At 53.6% G+C, this 19,233-nt stretch carries 18 protein-coding genes; 9 read left to right on the top strand and 9 right to left on the bottom strand.

Annotated features, from left to right (window positions below; all coding sequences use genetic code 11):
• Positions 1–9 precede the first annotated feature (9 nt).
• The 6 genes from abc-f (at position 10) to M891_RS0113410 (ending at position 5,504) form a co-directional block, all read left to right on the top strand.
• Positions 10–2,004 (top strand): ribosomal protection-like ABC-F family protein, encoded by a 1,995-nt coding sequence (gene abc-f, locus M891_RS0113435; protein WP_028539213.1) that lies wholly within the window; start codon positions 10–12, stop codon positions 2,002–2,004.
• Positions 2,005–2,018: 14 nt separating this feature from the next.
• Positions 2,019–2,705, top strand: a complete 687-nt coding sequence (locus M891_RS23915; protein ID WP_028539212.1) for a DNA-3-methyladenine glycosylase family protein — start codon at positions 2,019–2,021, stop codon at positions 2,703–2,705.
• Between the two features lie 93 nt (positions 2,706–2,798).
• Entirely contained in the window at positions 2,799–4,097 is a 1,299-nt protein-coding gene (locus M891_RS0113425; RefSeq protein WP_028539211.1) for an ArnT family glycosyltransferase, read from the top strand.
• Complete coding sequence (locus M891_RS0113420; protein ID WP_028539210.1) at positions 4,094–4,819, top strand: glycosyltransferase family 2 protein; 726 nt, start codon at positions 4,094–4,096, stop codon at positions 4,817–4,819. The genes M891_RS0113425 and M891_RS0113420 overlap by 4 nt, the downstream gene beginning before the upstream one ends.
• The gene (locus M891_RS0113415) at positions 4,820–5,173 is read left to right on the top strand and encodes a DUF2304 domain-containing protein (protein ID WP_028539209.1); all 354 of its coding nucleotides are present in this window, start codon (positions 4,820–4,822) and stop codon (positions 5,171–5,173) included.
• Positions 5,157–5,504, top strand: a complete 348-nt coding sequence (locus M891_RS0113410; protein WP_036700441.1) for an EamA family transporter — start codon at positions 5,157–5,159, stop codon at positions 5,502–5,504. The genes M891_RS0113415 and M891_RS0113410 overlap by 17 nt, the downstream gene beginning before the upstream one ends.
• A 16-nt stretch (positions 5,505–5,520) precedes the next feature.
• On the opposite strand, the gene M891_RS0113405 is transcribed toward M891_RS0113410, so the two are convergent.
• Positions 5,521–5,973 (bottom strand): V4R domain-containing protein, encoded by a 453-nt coding sequence (locus tag M891_RS0113405; RefSeq protein ID WP_028539207.1) that lies wholly within the window; start codon positions 5,971–5,973, stop codon positions 5,521–5,523.
• Positions 5,974–6,174: 201 nt separating this feature from the next.
• On the opposite strand from M891_RS0113405, the gene M891_RS0113400 reads away from it, so the two are divergent.
• Entirely contained in the window at positions 6,175–6,885 is a 711-nt protein-coding gene (locus M891_RS0113400) for a Crp/Fnr family transcriptional regulator (protein ID WP_028539206.1), read from the top strand.
• Positions 6,886–7,548: 663 nt separating this feature from the next.
• Here M891_RS0113400 and M891_RS0113390 read toward each other — a convergent pair.
• The 5 genes from M891_RS0113390 to cidR all read right to left on the bottom strand — a co-directional run bounded on the left by M891_RS0113390 (position 7,549) and on the right by cidR (position 13,656).
• Positions 7,549–9,444, bottom strand: a complete 1,896-nt coding sequence (locus M891_RS0113390) for an ABC transporter ATP-binding protein (protein WP_028539204.1) — start codon at positions 9,442–9,444, stop codon at positions 7,549–7,551.
• Complete coding sequence (locus M891_RS0113385) at positions 9,441–11,171, bottom strand: ABC transporter ATP-binding protein (protein WP_028539203.1); 1,731 nt, start codon at positions 11,169–11,171, stop codon at positions 9,441–9,443. Before M891_RS0113385 ends, M891_RS0113390 begins: the two co-directional genes overlap by 4 nt.
• Positions 11,172–11,200: 29 nt before the next feature.
• Positions 11,201–11,671 (bottom strand): MarR family winged helix-turn-helix transcriptional regulator, encoded by a 471-nt coding sequence (locus M891_RS0113380; RefSeq protein WP_028539202.1) that lies wholly within the window; start codon positions 11,669–11,671, stop codon positions 11,201–11,203.
• Between the two features lie 185 nt (positions 11,672–11,856).
• Positions 11,857–12,687, bottom strand: a complete 831-nt coding sequence (pdaA, locus tag M891_RS0113375) for a delta-lactam-biosynthetic de-N-acetylase (protein ID WP_374700817.1) — start codon at positions 12,685–12,687, stop codon at positions 11,857–11,859.
• Between the two features lie 75 nt (positions 12,688–12,762).
• Positions 12,763–13,656 carry a cidABC operon transcriptional activator CidR gene (cidR, locus tag M891_RS0113370; RefSeq protein WP_028539200.1) on the bottom strand — a complete coding sequence of 298 codons (894 nt, stop codon included), beginning with the start codon at positions 13,654–13,656 and terminating at the stop codon, positions 12,763–12,765.
• Positions 13,657–13,796: 140 nt separating this feature from the next.
• Here cidR and M891_RS0113365 point away from each other — a divergent pair, with 140 nt between their 5' ends.
• Both M891_RS0113365 and M891_RS0113360 read left to right on the top strand, forming a co-directional pair.
• Entirely contained in the window at positions 13,797–14,168 is a 372-nt protein-coding gene (locus tag M891_RS0113365; protein WP_028539199.1) for a CidA/LrgA family protein, read from the top strand.
• Complete coding sequence (locus tag M891_RS0113360) at positions 14,165–14,848, top strand: CidB/LrgB family autolysis modulator (RefSeq protein ID WP_036700438.1); 684 nt, start codon at positions 14,165–14,167, stop codon at positions 14,846–14,848. Before M891_RS0113365 ends, M891_RS0113360 begins: the two co-directional genes overlap by 4 nt.
• 200 nt (positions 14,849–15,048) lie before the next feature.
• Here the strand turns inward: M891_RS0113360 and M891_RS23910 are convergent, their stop codons facing one another.
• From M891_RS23910 to M891_RS0113345, 3 genes are all read right to left on the bottom strand, one after another.
• Positions 15,049–15,783 (bottom strand): Crp/Fnr family transcriptional regulator, encoded by a 735-nt coding sequence (locus M891_RS23910; protein WP_051416987.1) that lies wholly within the window; start codon positions 15,781–15,783, stop codon positions 15,049–15,051.
• A 12-nt stretch (positions 15,784–15,795) separates the two neighbouring features.
• On the bottom strand, positions 15,796–18,105 hold the full coding sequence (locus tag M891_RS0113350; RefSeq protein WP_028539197.1) for a nitric-oxide reductase large subunit: 2,310 nt from the start codon (positions 18,103–18,105) through the stop codon (positions 15,796–15,798).
• A gap of 138 nt (positions 18,106–18,243) precedes the next feature.
• Complete coding sequence (locus M891_RS0113345; protein ID WP_028539196.1) at positions 18,244–19,221, bottom strand: Gfo/Idh/MocA family protein; 978 nt, start codon at positions 19,219–19,221, stop codon at positions 18,244–18,246.
• Positions 19,222–19,233: the final 12 nt, after the last annotated feature.

The following is a 19,233-nucleotide window of genomic DNA, read 5'->3' as shown; positions in this document are numbered from 1 at the left end:
AACGAAACCATGATGATCCAAGGTCAAAATATCCAGAAGTATTACGGCGCTGAGCTGGTGCTCAGCGATGTTACCTTTGAAATCAAGTCGGGCGAGACCGTTGGGCTGATCGGTCGCAACGGCGCGGGCAAGACCACCCTCATGAAGCTGTGGGCCGGCATCGAACGCCCGGATCAAGGATTGCTGTCGGTTCCGAAAAACGCCCGAATCGGCAGTTTAGCACAAATTCCGGATTATACCCGAGAAGAGACGGTATATGATGTCCTGCTGGGCGCCTTCGCCGATGTACGGAGCCTGGAAACACAGATGCGACAGTTGGAAGCGGAAATGTCAGAAGCGGATTCGGACGCGTTGGATTCGCTGCTTCGGCAATACGGCCGGCTGCAGGAAGCGTTCGAGCGAGGCGGCGGCTACGAAGTGGAGGCGTCCATCGCCCGAGTTACCGGCGGTCTCGGTATCCCGGAGGAGCAATTCGCGCGGCCGTTTGCGTCGCTGTCTGGCGGCGAGAAGACAAAGGTCGGGTTAGCGGTGATTTTAATGCGGGAGCCGGATTTGCTGCTGCTCGACGAGCCCACCAACCATTTGGACATGGCGGCGACGGAATGGCTGGAGGGGTATGTCCGCGCCTTTCCGGGAACGTGCGTCATCATCTCCCATGACCGTTATTTCCTTGATGCGGTTGTAAGCAAGATCATCGAGCTGGAGGACGGGGAGGCGTTCACGTACCACGGGAACTACAGCTATTACAAGGAAGAAAAGGAACGCCGACTGCTGCAGCAGTTCGCCGATTACGAGGAACAGCAGAAGAAGATCAAGAAAATGCAGGAAACGATCAAGCAGCTGATCGAATGGGGCAACCGCTCCAACCCGCCGAATCCCGGGTTTCATCGGCGTGCTGCTTCGATGCAAAAAGCGTTGGACCGTATGGTCAAGCTCAAACGGCCCATACTGGAACGTAAACGCATCGGCCTGGAGTTAGATCATAAAGACCGCTCAGGTAAGGATGCGATCGTGTTGAACGAGGTCGGCGACGCCCGCGGCGGACGCGTCTTGTACCGCGGCATCACCCATACGCTGCGCTATGGCGAGGCGGCCGTTCTCATCGGCGACAATGGTGCCGGCAAGAGCACCCTGCTCAAGAACATCCTGGGGCATGAACCGCCCCAGGAGGGGGAGGTCCGGCTCGGCTCGCGGATTGAAGCAGGGTACTTGGCCCAGCAAGCCGCCCCTGCGGACCATCACGAGACGGTGCTGGAATTTTTCCGCGAAGAGCTGGGGCTCGAAGCGGGAGAAGCCCGCGGGCAGCTGGCCCGCTTCCTCTTCTACGGCGCCGACGTGTTCAAGAAGGTGAGCAGCCTGTCGGGCGGCGAGTGGACGCGGCTTCGGCTCGCGGTGCTGATGCACCGGAAGCCGAACCTGCTCGTGCTTGACGAGCCGACCAACCACCTCGACATCGATTCGCGCGAAGCGCTGGAGGAGGCGCTCGAGGAGTACCCGGGCACGCTGCTCGCGGTATCCCATGACCGCTACTTCATCAATAAAGTAGCGGGGCAGGTGTGGGCGCTGGCCGGCGGGCGCATGAGCGTCACCCTCGGCGGATACGAGGACTACCGGGCAGAGCTTGCCCGGAAGACCGCCGCCGCCGAGGCCGCGGGCGCTGCGCACAGCAGCGCCGGCCGCGCGGGGAGCGCTGGCGCCGGGGGCACCGGCGCTGGCGCGAGCACCCCGGGCGACGCGCCCAGCGCCGCCCGCGCTAGGGGCGATGCGGCCGCCGAAGCGGCGCGCAAGCCCCGGGCCAACCCGGCCTCCTTGCGCAAGCTGGAGGCCGACTACGCCGCCGCCGAAGCGGAGCTGGCGGCGCTGGACGCGGCGATGCAGGCACCGGAGGTGGCCTGCGACGCCGCGCGGCTCGCGGAGCTGCAAGAGCAGCGTGACGCCCTGCAGCTCCGCGCCGACGAGCTCCTCCAGCAGTATGTCACCCTGCTGGAGGAGCATCCCAACTGAAGGAGGTTGCCCCTATGAACCATGGGAAACCGGTCTTTGAGCTCCACCCGGATGACCCCCGGGTCAAGGCGCTGGCCAGCGCCGATCCTCGGATGGGCCGGCTGATCGCCCTGATAGGAAGCCTTGCGACGAAACCGCAAGGCCCTTGGTTTACCGAGCTGGCTCGCTCGATCATCAGCCAGCAAATCTCGGTGAAGGCCGCCTCCACCATTCGCGGCCGTGTCATCGAGTTGGCCGGGGAACTGTCCCCGGCCGCCCTCTTGGCCCAAAGCGACGCTGACCTGCGCGCCGCTGGGCTGTCCGCCTCCAAAGTCGCTTACCTCAAAGACTTAAGCGACAAAGTCCAATCCGGTCAGCTCGACCTAGACCGGCTGCAGGAACTTGATGATGAAGAAGTCATCAAGCTCCTGGTTTCCGTAAAGGGCATCGGCCGTTGGTCAGCCGAAATGTTCCTCATCTTCGCCCTGGGCCGCGAGCATGTCGTTTCCTATGGGGATGCCGGTCTGCAGCGTGCGGCAAAATGGGCGTATGACATGGAGGAGCGCCCGGACCGCAAATATTTACAGCAAGCCGCTGCGCAATGGCCATCTTATGGCTCCATCGCCTCGCTTTACTTATGGGAGTCCATCAACCGGGGCCATGTAGATTCGGGAGAAACCTTCAACGAGCGGCTGGCCAGTTTCGGAATTCAGACAGATTAAGCTTGTCACAGGAAGAATTTGGATATATTATAATATAGAAGGTGATATTTTCTATTTTTAGAGATAAATTATAAAAAGTGGGGTCGAATCGCTGTGTTTTCATTATCGGAAGTCCGTCGGCCGGTCAAGTGGTATCTGTTCGGTCTGATCGCATTTGTGGGCATTGTATCGAGTCTTATCGTCCTGATCTATAACGACCACTTCCTCTTAGGCGACCCGGTTCACCCGAACAATGATGACGTGAAGTATATTCAATCCGCGCGCCTTCTCCTGAATGAAGGCGTACTTGCTTATAATACCAAAGAGGCGCCTTCTGCCTTCATCATGCCCGGGCTGCCGCTGATGCTGTCCGGGTTTATGGCGGTTTTCGGCCAAGAACAAGGCGGTGTCGTGGCATTCCGCCTTTTCCAGTGCCTTCTGCAAGCGTTTTGTATTTATCTGATCTTTTGGATCGGTTATCGCACCTTTAACACCCGGGCGGCGCTGATCGCCTGCACCGTGTCTGCCTTCTATCCACCCGACTACTTTTCCTCCGGGGTTATTCTCTCAGAAACAACTTTTCGCACGTTGCTGCTGCTTCTCGTCTGTTGCACCATCCTCGCCATGGACCGAGACGGACCTGCTTTATACGTCCTTATCGGCGTCCTGACGGCTGCGGCGGCTTACTTCAAGCCGCATGCTTCCTTGTACCCCGCCGTTTTGCTGATCATTTGGCTGCGCATGAAGCTGCCTTGGCGGACGATGTTGAAATATACCCTTTTCATCGGAGGGACTTATGTTCTGTTGTTAACCCCGTGGTGGATCCGCAACTGGGTCACATTCCATGAATTTATCCTGTTCACCAATTCCGGCGGAAGTCCGTTCTTGCTCGGCACACGTATCCGTTGGCAACTGCCGCCGGCTGGTTTCTTTGAGGCTTACCCTCAATATGATCCGGAAACGATATTCCAGGGCGCTGATTCCACGGCAATTCGCAAAGGGCTGGATATCCTCCGATACGGATTCACGCATGAGCCGATGAAGTATTTGTATTGGTATACGTTAGGAAGATGGGTGGAGCTGTATTTCCATCCGTTTTATTCGCGCCCGTTTTGGCCGATCAGCCGACCGGTCATGGACCATATCCAAGTTGTGATGATGTACGTTAATATGGCCGGCATTTTATGGGCCGTAACGAAAAACCGTCTCAAGCTGGATCGCTTACTCCCGCTTTTGTTGGCGCTGGCTTATTTCACCTTGATTTATATTCCGTTCGTGGCGTTTAACCGCTACGGTTATCCCAATATGACGCTGTTGATCCTGTTCGGGTCTTATCTGATTGGCGACATGATCTCCCGAGTTCTGCGCCGTTCCCATCTTCGATCCGAACGAAAGGGGGCCTGTGCCTCATGATACCAAAACCGCCTCGTATACTGATCATCATACCGGCTTATAACGAGGAAGCCAGCATCAGCTCGGTCATTCGCGATATCCGTAAGCACGCGCCGGAGGCCGATATCCTCGTCATTAACGACGGTTCTTCCGACCGAACGGAGAGCTGTGCACGGGAAGCCGGAGCCAAGGTGCTGACGCTGCCTTACAATGTGGGGATTGGCGGAGGGATGCAGACCGGTTATCTCTACGCGAAGCAAAAAGGCTATGACATCGCCATCCAAATGGACGCCGACGGCCAGCATCCAGCCGAAGAATTACATAAGCTGCTCGCCGGAATCGGCGAGCAGGATCTTGTCATCGGCTCCCGGTTCCTAGGGACCGCTTCCTTCCGTTCGTCCATAGCGAGACGAGCGGGGATCGTCTTCTTCTCCAAGCTGGTCTCCTGGGTTACCGGCGAACGCTTCACCGACACGACCAGCGGCTTTCGCGCTGCCAGCCGTAAGGTCATTGAACTGTACGCCCGGTACTATCCAAGCGATTATCCCGAGGTGGAATCGATTGTGTATCTGAAACGCCACGGCTGCAGAATCGCGGAGATCCCCGTGCAAATGCGAGCCCGCACCGCTGGTAAATCATCGATTACCCCTTGGCGGTCGATTTACTACATGGTGAAAGTGACATTATCCGTACTCATGAGCGCGTTACGGCGCCCACTTCATCAGACGGCGGTGATAGAATAAATGTCGATTTACATTCTATCCGTGTTGGTCGCCGCGTTGTTTCTCTTGTTTGTCCTGGAATTGGTCCGTCGTCAAAAACTGAGGGAGCAATATTCCCTACTCTGGATTTTGTTTAGTGTCATCCTGCTGATCTGCTCCACCAATATTGGGCTTATCGAATGGATCGCGGATCAGCTAGGAGTTAAATATGCACCTGCCGTGTTGTTCCTGTTTGGCTTGCTCTTCTGTTTTGCATTCATTCTTCACCTAACGATCGTCATTACACGCCTAACCGCCCAGGTGCTGCGCTTAACCCAAGAAATCGTCATTCTAAAAGAACGGGAGGCGGTCCGTGAAAATGGACAAAACCATTAGTTACCTCATGCTATTCGGTAATATTCTGCTTCTCGTGACAGGACAAGTTCTGTTTAAAATCGGCCTGGCCCGTACCGGCGGGCTTCACTGGAACAAGCTGGCGACCTCACCTGCAGTGATCGGCGGCATCGCTTTGTATGGGGTAGCTACGTTGCTATGGTTCGCGGTGCTGTCCCGCCTCCCGCTGAGCGTTGCTTATCCGCTTCAAGCGCTGGCGTACGTCCTGGCGCTTCTTCCGGCCTATTTCCTGTTCCACGAAGCGATCACTTGGACCAAGCTGCTGGGTGTATTCGTCATCTTACTCGGCGTAGTTTTACTGGCGAGATCATAACACAGACTTGTGTGCTCTACTCATAGATTCGCACATCATACTCACAGTGTTCGTCGCCGCATACATTACATTTCGTTTCCCGTACGCTCACTTTGCGGCCTAGCAGCTTACCGAGTGCCCCTTCCAAAATGGCACCTTCCAGATCGCACACCTTCTTCTCCTCCATCACCGGCAATCCCTTGCAAAAACAATCCTCTATCGCAATCCGCATCCATCGCTCACTTTGCTCCACGATCTGCGGCAATCCGATCCGCAGCTCGGCGAATAAATGGAGCAGCTCGTCCAACGTGGTGACGGGTAAGCTTTCGCCAATCTTGCGACCGATGGAGGCGGTGGTGCCTTTCCCCTCGAGAGGCAACCCCTGGCGCATCCCAATCAGGCGAATCGCCCGGAACAACTCCAGCGGCACCTGATCCCCAAGCTGGGTACGGTCGATTTGTCGCAATTCATCAAATGTAAATTCTTTCATCTGTCTTCCTCTCCTATCCATGGAACTGAACTCGATCCGTTGATAGGTTTAATTTCCCATATCCACATCCGAAAAACCTTGATCTTCATCAAGAATTCGACAGATATATTGTGATAATAATCACTAGTCCGTCGCTCGCCAACGATTAAGTTAGAGGTAGATGAATACGAATACGTTTTTCCAAGAAAGGAGAGATCCCAGATGAAATCCTGTGCTTGCCACATTCAAGATACAGCCTCAGCCCCCTCCTGCCTCGCGCGCGTTCCGGTCTTTGCGCAGCTGCGCCAAACGGAGGTTGAGTTGCTCCATTCCGTCATGCGTACCTCACAATTCCATAAAGGGGAGATCATTTTCCGTGAAGGAGATCGTTCGGATTCGCTGTTTGTGGTGAACCGTGGAATCATTAAGCTAACGAAGCTGGAGGATAACGGCAAGGAACATCTCATTCGGCTTCTGTTTCCCGGGGACTTCTTCGGCCAATTTTCTCTGTTACAGGAAAAACCCCATTACGCTAGCGCCATCGCGGCGGACACGACCGGCATCTGCCGGATTCACCGCAGTGATTTTCTAGATATTCTGCGGCGTGATCCCGATACAGCGGCCCGCTTTATGACCGCGCTTAGCACCCAACTGGAGGAAGCCGACGCCTGGGCAGCCGTTCTAACCTTACTTGAAGCCGATCGGCGTCTTGCCAAGATGTTATTATATTTTCGTCGCAAAGCAGCTCCAAACTCCCGAGAGTTCACCTTACCTATCTCCAAAAAAGACCTCGCCTCCCTCATCGGCGCCACACCGGAGACGCTCAGCCGCAAACTGCGCCAGCTTAACGACGAGGGCGTGCTAACCGTAACGCGTCGGCAACTTTTGATCCACGATGAAGCCGCACTATACCACCTCGCCGGCGAGGACTAGGCAGCTGCAAAAGCCGCCTCGACTTGGGTAGCCGGCCCGGCTTGGTCCTGACTTGACTGCCAAGCCGGGCTTTGACTAAGAATCTCCCTTGATCAGTTCATTTTCACCATTATCCCTTTCGATCAGTTCATGGACACGAGCTCTCACTACCGGCTCTATTACACCATTATCCCGATTCATCAGTTCATCTACTGGATACTCGTTAATCCAGCTGATCAGATGCGGATGCTTTGTATGAACGTCCCTTTGCGCGGTGATCTCTTTGCACGATGATCCCATTGGTTCAGGTTCATTACACCAATATCCCTTTAACTCAGATTACTAAGCTTGAGGAATGCTACACCAGCTATCCCTTTTGCTCAGATACAAAAGCGCGAGGAAGCCATCTAGCACATTGACTCAAATTACAGAACTAAGGAAACGTGGCTACAGACAACACACAACATATCACTTTTCAGCATCTGAACAAAAGGGATAATCATGGAAAGGACCCTCCCAAACATACCCCTCCCCGCCATCTGAGCGAAAGGGATAATCGTGTAAAGGACCCCAGCAGAGATACCCCCGCCCCCTAGTAAAAAGAAATACGCCCCTTCCAAACAGGGGCGTACCATCATCATTGTTAAATCCATTTGAACGCAGGGCGATTTTGACCGCCAACGCTTATACGGCTTCGGGCTCGAAGCTACCTTGGGTGAATTGGCTGTTGTACAGGTCGGCGTAGAAGCCGCCAAGGGCCAGCAATTCGTCGTGCGTGCCTTTTTCGATGACGGTGCCGTGGTTCATCACGAGGATGAGATCGGCGTCGCGGATCGTGGAAAGGCGGTGGGCGATAACGAAGCTGGTTCTGCCTTTCATCAACTCTTTCATCGCTTTTTGGATTTGCACCTCAGTCCGGGTGTCGACGCTGCTTGTGGCTTCGTCGAGAATGAGGATCGCCGGATCAGCCAGGATGGCCCGGGCGATCGTCAAGAGCTGCTTCTGCCCTTGTGAAATGTTCGATGCTTCCTCATTCAGCACGGTGTTATAACCGCCCGGCAGCGTACGGATAAAGTGGTCGGCGTACGCCGTTTTGGCGGCCTTCACCACTTCCTCATCGGTGGCTCCTTCCCGACCATAAGCGATGTTGTCACGGATCGTGCCATTAAACAGCCACGTATCCTGCAGGACCATGCCGAACAGACTGCGCAGGTCACCGCGTCTCATCTCGGCGATGTTCACTCCGTCCACGGTGATCGAACCGCCATTCACTTCATAGAAGCGCATCAACAGGTTGATCAACGTTGTTTTGCCGGCGCCGGTTGGCCCGACGATGGCGATCGTTTGTCCCTGTTTCACGTTGATGTTCATATCTTCGATGAGCAAATGCTCCGGATCGTAGCCGAACTGAACGTGATTGAACGCCACGTCGCCGCGAGGTTTTTCCAGAACCACGGGGTTCGCCACTTCCGGCACCTGCTCTTCTTCATCCAGGATTTCAAACACCCGTTCCGCCGAAGCCACGGTCGACTGGATGATGTTAGCGATGTTCGCTGTTTGCGTAATCGGCATCGTGAACTGACGGGCGTACTGGATAAACGCCTGTACGTCCCCGATTTCTATCGATTTCTTGGTCACCAGGATCCCGCCAACCACCGACACCAGCACATATCCAATGTTGCCGATAAAGCTCATGATCGGCATGATTACGCCGGAGATAAACTGCGCTTTCCAACCGGCTTCATACAGCCGTTCGTTAATGGTGTCGAACTGCTCCAGCGATCTCGGTTCGCGGCCAAACGCCTTAATTACCTTGTGGCCGGTATACATTTCTTCAACATGGCCGTTCAGTTGGCCAAGTTCTTTTTGCTGTCTGACAAACTGTTTCTGCGAACGTTTGGCGATTGAGGTGATGGCCACAATGCTCAGCGGCAGCGTCAGCACCGCAATCAAGGTCATCAGCGGGCTGATCGACAGCATCATCACGATCACCCCGATGATCGTCAGGACCGAGGTGATCAGCTGCGTCAAGCTTTGCTGCAACGTTCCGGCAATGTTGTCGACGTCATTGGTGACCCGGCTGAGAATTTCCCCGTGTGTTCGAGCGTCAAAGTATTTGAGCGGCAGCTTGTTCAGCTTGGCGTTTACATCCTTCCGCAGGTCATACACCGTCTTCTGAGCCACGCCGGCCATCAAATACTGTTGGACATACCCAAACAACGCACTCAGCACATACAATCCGATCAGGATCATGATGATCTGCCATACATAATGAAAGTCGATCTCCGCGCCGGGAACCCCTTGAACCTTCGCAACGATTCCTTCAAACAGCTTGGTTGTCGCTTTCCCCATCACCTTGGGGCTAAAAATGCTGAACAGCGTACTCAGAATGGCCATCACAAATACAGCCATTAATTGATATTTATGTGGTCTTAAGTATCGGATCAACCGTTTTAGGGTTCCTTTGAAATCCTTTGCTTTCTCCACCGGCATCCCCATGCGGGGGCCGCCATGACCCGGACCATGCCCTGGACGAGGACCGCCGAATCTGCGCTTATTCGATGATTGCTCCTGACTCATGCGATCTCCTCCTCCGAAAGCTGCGAATACACAATTTCTTTATAGACATCGCAAGTTTCCATCAATTCCTGGTGTGTGCCGATGCCGGCGATTTGACTTTCGTTCATAACGATGATTTGGTCCGCGTCAAGCACAGTGCTTACCCGCTGCGCCACAATGATCACCGTAGCCTCCTTCGTCTCTTCCTTCAAAGCTGCCCGCAGCTTCGCATCGGTCTTGAAGTCCAGAGCCGAGAAGCTGTCATCAAAAATATAAATTTCCGCCGGACGAACCAAAGCCCGCGCAATCGACAGCCGTTGCTTTTGACCGCCCGACACGTTGGTGCCGCCCTGAGCGATCGGCGATTCAAAACCTTGCTCCATCTTGGAAATAAAGTCGGTCGCCTGGGCAATATCCGCGGCGCGCCGCACTTCTTCGTCAGTCGCATCCTCTTTGCCATAACGGATGTTCTCGCTGATCGTTCCAGTGAACAACACCGCTTTTTGCGGGACAAACCCAATTTTGCTGCGCAGCTCCTCTTGGGTCATATCACGGACATCCACACCGTCTATCCGGACACTTCCCTCCTGCACATCATAAAACCGCGGAATCAAGCTGATCAACGTGGATTTCCCGGAGCCCGTCCCGCCGATGATCGCCGTAACCTGTCCCGGCTTGGCGGTAAACGTAAGATCCTGCACCGCCGGTTGCTCCGCACCCGGATAGCTGAAGGTCACATTCTGGAACTCGACCAGCCCTTTGACCTCAGTCGATGAAGATTTGCCCTTCGCCGAATCTTTGATCACCGGAACCATATCCAGCACTTCGTTGATCCGGCTGGCTGAAGCTGACGCCCGTGGAATCATCACGAACATCATCGAGACCATCACCAGCGAGAACATGATTTGCATGGCGTACTGGAGAAATGCCATCAGATCCCCAACTTGCATATGTCCAGAGTCGATCCGCAGCCCGCCAAACCAGATGATTGCTACGGAGGACAGGTTCATCACCAGCATCATGACCGGCATCATAAACGCCATAATTTTGTTGACCTTGATCGACGTATCGGTCAAGTCGAGGTTGGCCGCGTCGAACCGTTTGCTCTCGTAGTCCGTCCGATTAAACGAACGGATGACGCGAATCCCGGTCAGGCTTTCGCGCATAACGAGGTTCAGTTTATCGATTTTTTTCTGGATCGCTTTAAATAAAGGCAGTCCTTTCCGTGCGATGAGGAAGATCGCTCCGGCCAAGACCGGCAGAACCACTACCAGTACCAGCGACAGCGTGGCGTCCTTCGAGACGGCCATAATAATGCCGCCCAGACACATCATCGGCGCCATAACCATCATCCGCAGCATCATAATCAGCACTTGCTGGACTTGGGTAATATCGTTGGTCGTACGGGTAATCAGCGAGGCAGTGCCGATGCGATCAAACTCCTCTAGCGAAAAGTTTGATACATGCTTGAACACCTTGCCCCGGAGCAGCTTCCCGAACCCAGTCGCCGCTCTGGCAGAATAGTAGCTGGCGGCGATGGAGCAGGCCATGCCTCCAAGTGCAACCAGCAGCATCAGACCGCCGATTTTCCAAATATACGGGGTATCACCATTTACGACCCCATGATCTACGATGTCGGACATCAGCGTTGGCAAATACAGCTCGGATAACGTCTGGAAGAAGACGAGTACGAGCACCGCTACCACAAGCCAGCGGTAGGGTTTCAAATTGCGGAAAAGTTTGATCAATTTCCATCATCTCCACATGTCTATTCATATCATTGCTCTTGACTCTTATTAGGGTTGGCGTTCATTTCGATATACATGTACACCTGCTCCAACAGTTCAATTAACTGCTGGCTTTTCTCCTCACCCAAAAATTCAACCAACCCTTGGATTTGGGCCGATCTTTTCTTGGCAAGCTCCTTAATATGTGCGATTCCTTGCTCCGTCAGCTTAACGCGAACCGCCCGGCGGTCCTCCTTGTCGTTATACCTCAGCACCATCCCGCGCTCTTCCAAGCTGCGAACAAGTGGCGTGACTGTCGGAGAAGCCACCTCCAGCATCGCGCTCAGCTCTGAAACCGTTACGCCACGCTCATCCTTCTCCATGCCATGCAAAATATAAAACATCAATCGGACTTCGCTGGGTTTAAACTCCGATGGCGTAAGTTTGCTCAGATCCATTCTCCGAAAGCGGTGAAACGTCTTCAGCAGCCGCTGCGCCTGTGAGTTGTCACCGGTGAACAAATCAACCCCTCCTTTTCATTTGTTTTCATTATTTAATATTTAGGTATCCTATTTATTTGTAAACCTAATTATAATAACCCGCCTAAGCGAAGTCAAGCACCCTCAAATTTCGGACATAGAACCAAAAAAAAGACCGCCCAACCGGTCGAAATGCCCGATTGTTACGGTCGAAGTGGGAAACAGAGTTATGGACGCGACTGCCCTGGTTTCAACTCATACAGACTCTTGAACTCGTAGCCTTGCCGGCGAGCCTCATCGATGATCGCTCCCAGTGCCGCCGCATTGTCCTTGGAGACGGAGTGCAGGAGGATCACGGCGCCGGGATGCAGCTGCGATACCACCTTCTGATAAGCATAATCCGCTCCGCGTTGGTCGTTCACATCCCAGTCCTTATAAGCCACGGACCAGAACACATTCGTATACCCCAGCTCCTTCGTCACACGCAGCGTTCGATCGCTGAATATCCCGCGAGGCGGGCGCAAGAAGTCCATCTTGGCTTGCCCGGTGACCTTTGCCGTGGCGCTTTTGACCTTCTCCAGCTCCTCCCGAATCTGGGCATCGGAGATCGTCGTCATGTCCGGGTGGCTCCAGGAGTGGTTGCCGATCAAATGGCCCTCAGCAACCATGCGCTTTAGCAGCTCCGGCTGATCTTTGATGTAGTGGCCAGTGACAAAAAATATCGCAGGTACCTTCTTCGCCTTCAACGTATCCAGAATCGGGGCGGTATACCCGTTCTCGTATCCGTTGTCAAACGTCAGAAACAACGCTTTGCTCGCAGGATCACCGAAGAAAATCGCGCCGTGCTTGTCGATAATATCTTTGAACCCTTCCTCATTAATAGAGGGGAGCTGACCGCCAACGCTCTTTTTAAATCCGAAATGATGAGCAACGTCCGCTTGGGCATCCGCCACAGGGACCCCTGTTCCGAACAGCAAACTGACCAGCAATGAACAGATTAAAGCAAACTTCACAGCTGTCTCTCCTTCATGCTTTTCAAGGTATTCGAAATTCGACATGCGCCCTTACTATCTGTCAAATTCCCGGGAAATATGCACCTTTTCAAGCAACCGTTCACTGCATGCACTCTCGATTTATTCCGAATGTGGCGTCAAGACCTCCTGTGCAAACCGGATCCATTCCCGAGTAGCGAAAGACAAATACCGATCGTCACGCCAAATAATGCCAAGCTTCCACGGAATCACCGGGTTGACGAGCGGGATAATCCGCACGCCTTCGTCGTCGATTTCGCGGCAAATCGTTTCCGGCAGCAAAGTGATGCCGAGACCGACCGCCACCATTTCACTGATTAGATCCCATTGGGAGCTCTCGTAAATGATATGCGGATGGAACCCGACCTTCGCGCACGCCCCGATGATACGGTCATGCAGTGTAAAGTCCTCACGGAACAACACGAACCCATCCGGGGCTAGCTCAGCCAATTCGACACATTCCCGTTCTGCCAGCCGGTGCGAGGGATGGACGACTAGATTCAGCTTCTCTTCCACGAACGGAAAATAGCTCAGCTCCGCCTCCACGGTCGGCAATACGGCCACGCCCACATCCAGTAATCCCTTGGCGACGTCTTGCTCTACTTTTTTGGCACCGTCCTCAAATAATTGAATCGTAATGTCGGGATAACGTTGATGAAACTCCCCAATCACCCTCGGAAAAAAACTCGCCCCCACCATCGGCGGAAGCCCAATACGAAGATGTCCTTTCTTTAAATTACGCAAGTCGTCAAGCTCTGCCATCAGATTCTGAAACGAGGTCACGATCTGCTGGGCTTGCGTTGCGATAATTTGTCCCGCGTCGGTCAGCTCGATCTTTTTGCCCACGCGGTCAAACAGCACTACCCCCAGCTCCTCCTCCATCGCCTTAATCGTTTTGCTGATGGTTGGCTGCGTGATGTACAGCGCTTCAGCCGCCTTCGTGAAGCTTCGCAGCCGTGCGACTTCGATTAAAACCTGCATTTGTCGGATATCCAACCGTCTGAACCCCTTTAGCTCAATTTTCTATAACGAAGTGGAATGATATTTATTCTTTATATTCATTTTACTCATGAAAATAATCGATGTAAAATTTCATTACTAACCAAAAAAAGAAGGGAGCTGCTGAAATGAACAAGATGAAAGAGATCGGCATCGGGATTGTTCAAGTCGCCATCCTGTTCTTCGCCGCGATGGCCTTGAATAAAGTCGCGGAGCTGCTCCATTTACCGATACCAGGTTCCATTATTGGCATTGCCTTGTTGTTTATCTTGTTAAAAACAGGCGTCGTCAAGCTGAAATGGATTGAGCGGGGCGCCAATTGGCTGCTGGCCGAGCTGCTGCTGTTCTTCGTTCCTGCTGCCGTCGGCGTCATGCAATACATTCCTCTGCTCGAAAGCGAAGGCGTACGGATCTTGATCGTAGTCATCTTGAGCACCGTCATCGTGATGGTTTGCTCCGGGCTTGTCGCCTCTCGCATCGAAAAACGAAAGGAGGGCCGAACTTCATGATCCTTGGCATACTATGTTTAGCTTCTACCCTCATGATCTATGCTTTATCTAAACGGCTGTACCGGATACGGCCAAGAGTGTATCTGTCCCCGTTGCTGATTACTCCGTTGATTCTGGTGATCGGCTTACTCTGGGCGCAAATCCCTTATGAAACTTATCATTCCGGCGGAAAATGGCTTAGCAACCTGCTGCAACCGGCAACGATTGCGTTTGCTGTTCCGCTGTACAAATACTACAACGTCCTGAAAAAACACGCTGTAGAAATTCTCATTAGCGTACTTTGCGGCTCGGTGGTCGCGATGTTCTCCTCCGCCGTGCTCGCGGAATGGTTACATCTGGACACCCAATTGATTAACAGCTTGATTCCACGTTCGATTACGACACCCATCGCGATGAATGTATCGCAGGTGATCGGCGGCGTGCCGAATATTACCGCGGTCTTTGTAATTTTGACCGGGTTGCTGGGCGCCATGCTGGGACCGCTCGTCATGAAACTGTTCCGCATTGAAGGCGAGGTTGCCCGAGGTGTATTGTTTGGGACCAGTGCCCATGGCACCGGGACATCCAAGGCGTTTGAGCTCAGCACGTTGACCGGGACAATTTCCAGCATCTCCATGATCCTGGCTGCCCTGTTTACTTTAGGGGTCGCCCCGATGCTGATGGCTGTATTTCACTTCTAACCCTACGGCACGTTCGGCCAATCAGGGTACTTCGTTTAGGTTCCTCCAAATTTTATATATTGATGCTTGAAGCCTCGCTGAAGCGGGGCTCTTTTTTTGTCGGTTCAAACCAAACACCCCCCTTGCCTTCTTACGCGAGGCGAGGGGGGTGTCAGTGATGGATAAAGATTCGTACGCTGGGGTAACTCGTCTGCAAGAAATTAACCTTGCCTTACGCCCTGCAGGCTGCGGCAATGCGGGCAATTTTCTTTAACACATACCTTTTCCTTCAAGGCCTGTAGATTGGAAACGACGAAGCCTTTGCGGCTGACCTGAACGATGCCTTCCTTGCGGAGGCTGGTCAGAAGGCGGCTCACCGATTCCCGGGCAAATCCGATGGTACTGGCGAGCTCCTGGTGTGTAATCGGGATCGGAACCACCACTTCCTCCCCCCGCTTCACGCCGAAATGCTCCGCCAGATAAATCAAAAACGAGATTCCACGGTCTTCCACACCCCGTTGATTGAAATTCAACAGTTTGTCTTGAAGCTCGCGGATTTTGCTGCTCATCAGCCCCATCATCTTGAACGCCAGATCCGGCGATCCCGCCAGAAGCTGCTCAAACGTGCGAAGCGGGAGGGCCAGCAAGCTGGTCTCAACGACAGTTGTGGCGGTCACTGGCGAGACCTCCGCATCAAAACGGCCCGTCAGCGGGAACATATCGCCTTGCTTCAGGAACGAGTAGATCTGTTCATTGCCTTTCTCGTCCGTTCGGCTTGTTTTGATTAACCCGTTCGCCACAAAATAGATTGACTCCACCTCATCCCCTTCCCGGAACACCGCCGCCCGCCTTGGCAACAGACGGGGAACGGTAAGCCGAGCGATTTGAGCTGCTTCATCAGCCGTCAGCCCTTGGAATAAGGGGAAGGAGCGCAGGAGATGACTGGAATGGCTCATCTTCCCCGCCCCCTACTCGAAGTTTTCTTCTTCGGTGACATTAGGCTTGCGCAGGTGGAACATCGAACGAACGATCACGTATACCAGCGGTACAATCCCCGCGACGATAAAGATCGTGTCCGGAATCATTCGCAGCCACAGCAGCAGGTTTACCGTATCTTGTTGATAGAACGAAAAGTCGCGCGCCGACCAGAACCCAAAGTCAAACGAATGCTTCAATTGGATAAAACCAACCGGCAGCAGGGTGATGACGATCATCCCGGTTAATCCGATGTTTAAACCCCAGCAAGAGATGCGCAGCAGCTTGTCGTTCCACTGCTCCGGCTTCACGATGTTGCGCATCGTGTACAACAATACGGCGATGGCGAACATCCCGTACACGCCCATCATTGAACCGTGGGCATGCGCCGTCGTCAGCGTGGAGCCGTGCATGAAATAGTTCACCGCAGGCAGGTTGATCAAGTAACCGAGCACCCCGGCGCCAACCAAGTTCCATATCGCGGTTGACACCAGAAAACGGAAGGCGGAGGTGTAAGGGAACGTCTGACCGCCATCCTTCATCATTTTGTATTGATCGTACGCTTCCAGAATCAACAGCGTCAGCGGAATGACTTCCAGCGCCGAGAAGACCGCGCCCAGGGCAATCCAGATCTCGGCCGACCCGTTATAGTAATAGTGGTGGCCAATCCCGATCACCCCGCTGCCCAGCAGCAGGATCAACTGAAACAACAGAGAGCGAATCGTCGATTCCTTGGTAACCAACTTCATTCGTACCATCAGGAAGCCGATGACGACGACGGCAAACACCTCAAAGATCCCTTCGACCCACAAATGGATAATCCACCACCGCCAATAGTCGGCGTAAGTGAATGAAGTTGTTGGATTAAAGAAAAAGGCAAAGATATAGAAGAACGGCACCGCGATCGCCGAATAGAACAGCAAATGCGTTAACCCGCCCTTATCGGTTTCCATCCGCAGCGCGCTGCGGATTGCGCGGTACACGATGTACAGCCAGATCGCCATACCGATGACCAACAGGATTTGCCAGAAACGGCCCAGCTCCAGGTACTCCCAGCCTTGATGGCCCAGCCAGAACCACAGGTTGCCGAGGTAACCTTTGGCTCCAAGCCATTCCCCGACTGTACTTCCCGCCGTAAGCACGACCAGCGCCCAGAACAAGATGTCTACCAGCAGTCCTTGGCGTTTCGGCTCCTTCCCGCCAACAAGCGGGGCCACATAAATCCCCATTCCCAGCCATGCCGTCGCTACCCATAGGATCACGAGCTGCAAATGATACGATTTCGCGATATTGAACGGGAACAGCTTGACGATCCAATCTAACCCAAAGAAGGTGTTGGGTTCAACGTAATAATGCGCCAACAAAGCGCCAAACCCTACCTGGATCAGAAAGAGCAGCACAACGACGAGAAAATATTTCGCCGTTTTCACCTGACTAGACGTCACCGGCATACGGTTCAGATCCAGCACCGGGAAATTGCCCGGCTCATAAGCCTCCTGCATATACAGCCGGTAGCGGTTGTAGAAATACAGGATTATTCCCAGCACTAAAATCAAAATCGTCATGCTGATGCCGCTCCAAAGTACGGCGGAATAACCCATCGTATTGCCCGCATCCTCGAAATACGGCCAGTTGTTCGTATACGTAATCGTGTCGCCCGGTCGCTGCGTACCGGACAGCCATGCGGTCCAGAAGAAGAAGTCTGCAATTTGCTTGCGCATATCCCCTGGCGCCACATAAGCGCGGCCTTCTTCCGGCATCGTATCGTTCTCGAATAAATTTGGCTGGATACCGCGCCCGTCGCCCTCCGTAAAGACGTGATCATAATAAGCGCGAACCCGCTTCAGACCTTCTGCCTGACCGTCTGTCAGCACCAAGGTCTTTGCATTTTTGTCGTAGCGGTTCTGCTTCATTTCCGCCTTGACCTTCTCAAAAATCAACGTTTGCTGCTCCGGGGCCAGATCGGCATAATCCATTCCGTACTCGGCTTGCGCATGATGGTCATGCATGGCATCCGTAATGATTTTTAGCGCCTGTGCGGTGTAATCCGGCCCAAGATAAGAGCCATGACCCAGCACGGTGGCATAATCCATCAGACCATACTTCTGAAATACCGCCTGACCTCCGGTAATCTGCTCCTGAGTCGTCAGAACTTTACCCGCACTATTGACAACTTTAAGCGGCGTAGGTGCCTGCGATTTAAAAATCCAATATCCTCCAGCAATAAGCACCGTGAAGCTTAGCAAAAGGACACAGATCAAAATTCCCTTCAAAAATGAGTTCTGGGCTTGATTTCCCTTCATTCCTCGTCTCTCCTTTCCTCTAGACAGAATCAGGATAAGATGACGGAACGAAGAGAATTGTGATTCGGATTACAAATCTGGATTTCTTTATCTTTCCACAACGAAAAAGATCACATTTATTTCAAATTTCCCTTAAGTTTACTCTCCAATGCGAACCGGATTCCCCGTCCGGGCCGACTCCAGGGCGGCGCAGGTAATCTGTTGCGTTTTTACAGCATCCGCATAATCGGATAAAATCCGCGACGTATCGCCGGTACGCAGAGCATGAATAAATGCCTCCGTTTCAGCCAAATAAGGGTTGTCTTTCCCCGTGTAGGCCGTCTTCGTCCCCGGAAGATCGATCTCCAGCCGCTCGGGACTCCAAGTCAAAATACCTGAATCCGTATACAATTTCAGACCTACTTCGGACACGCCGCCGGGCAAAATACAGGTATTGGAGATGGTGGCAACGGCCCCGCTTTGCAGCTTCATCGTGACGGTGCCCACATCCGGGACGGTGACGTTCTCGAAGCGTTCCTGCACCACGCGATTCCCGTAGGCAGCATACACCTCGCGGACTTCGCCTGCGGTGTAGCGAAGCAGGTCTACAATATGGGTCGTCTGCTCCACGAACTGTCCGCCAGACCCCTCTTGGTTACGCCACCAAGCCACTTGCGGCATATCGCCCATCCAGGTGCCTAGAGCCATCCCAATCTTCTGTCCTTCGAGCGATTCCTTCAACTGACGGATCGATTCTTTATAACGAAAATGATAGCCTACCGCATGAACCAACGGCTTTTGCTCCAACCGCGAGAGGATGCGTTGCGGCGTCTCCAAGTCGGCTGCCAGCGGCTTCTCCACAAAAAAAGGGATACCGCGCTCAATCAACTCGGTTTCGATCTCCCCGTGCGCCATTGGCGGGATACAGAGATAAACAGCATCCAGCTTCAGTGAATCCAGCATATCCGTGAGGTTCCCGAAGCCAATCGCTCCTGGGTAGCGGTCTGCCAAGGCCTGTGCTTTAGCGGCTGTCGTTCCGGTAACCCCTGTCACGCGAACGCCGTCCAAACTTGCCAAAATATCCCCATGCACCTTGCTAAACCAACCTGTTCCAACGATTCCGATCTGTAATGTCATGTGTACCCCTCC

This window comes from Paenibacillus sp. J14, from assembly GCF_000518465.1.
Lineage (GTDB): Bacteria > Bacillota > Bacilli > Paenibacillales > Paenibacillaceae > Fontibacillus > Fontibacillus barengoltzii.
This window is presented reverse-complemented; position numbering and strand designations above follow the sequence as displayed.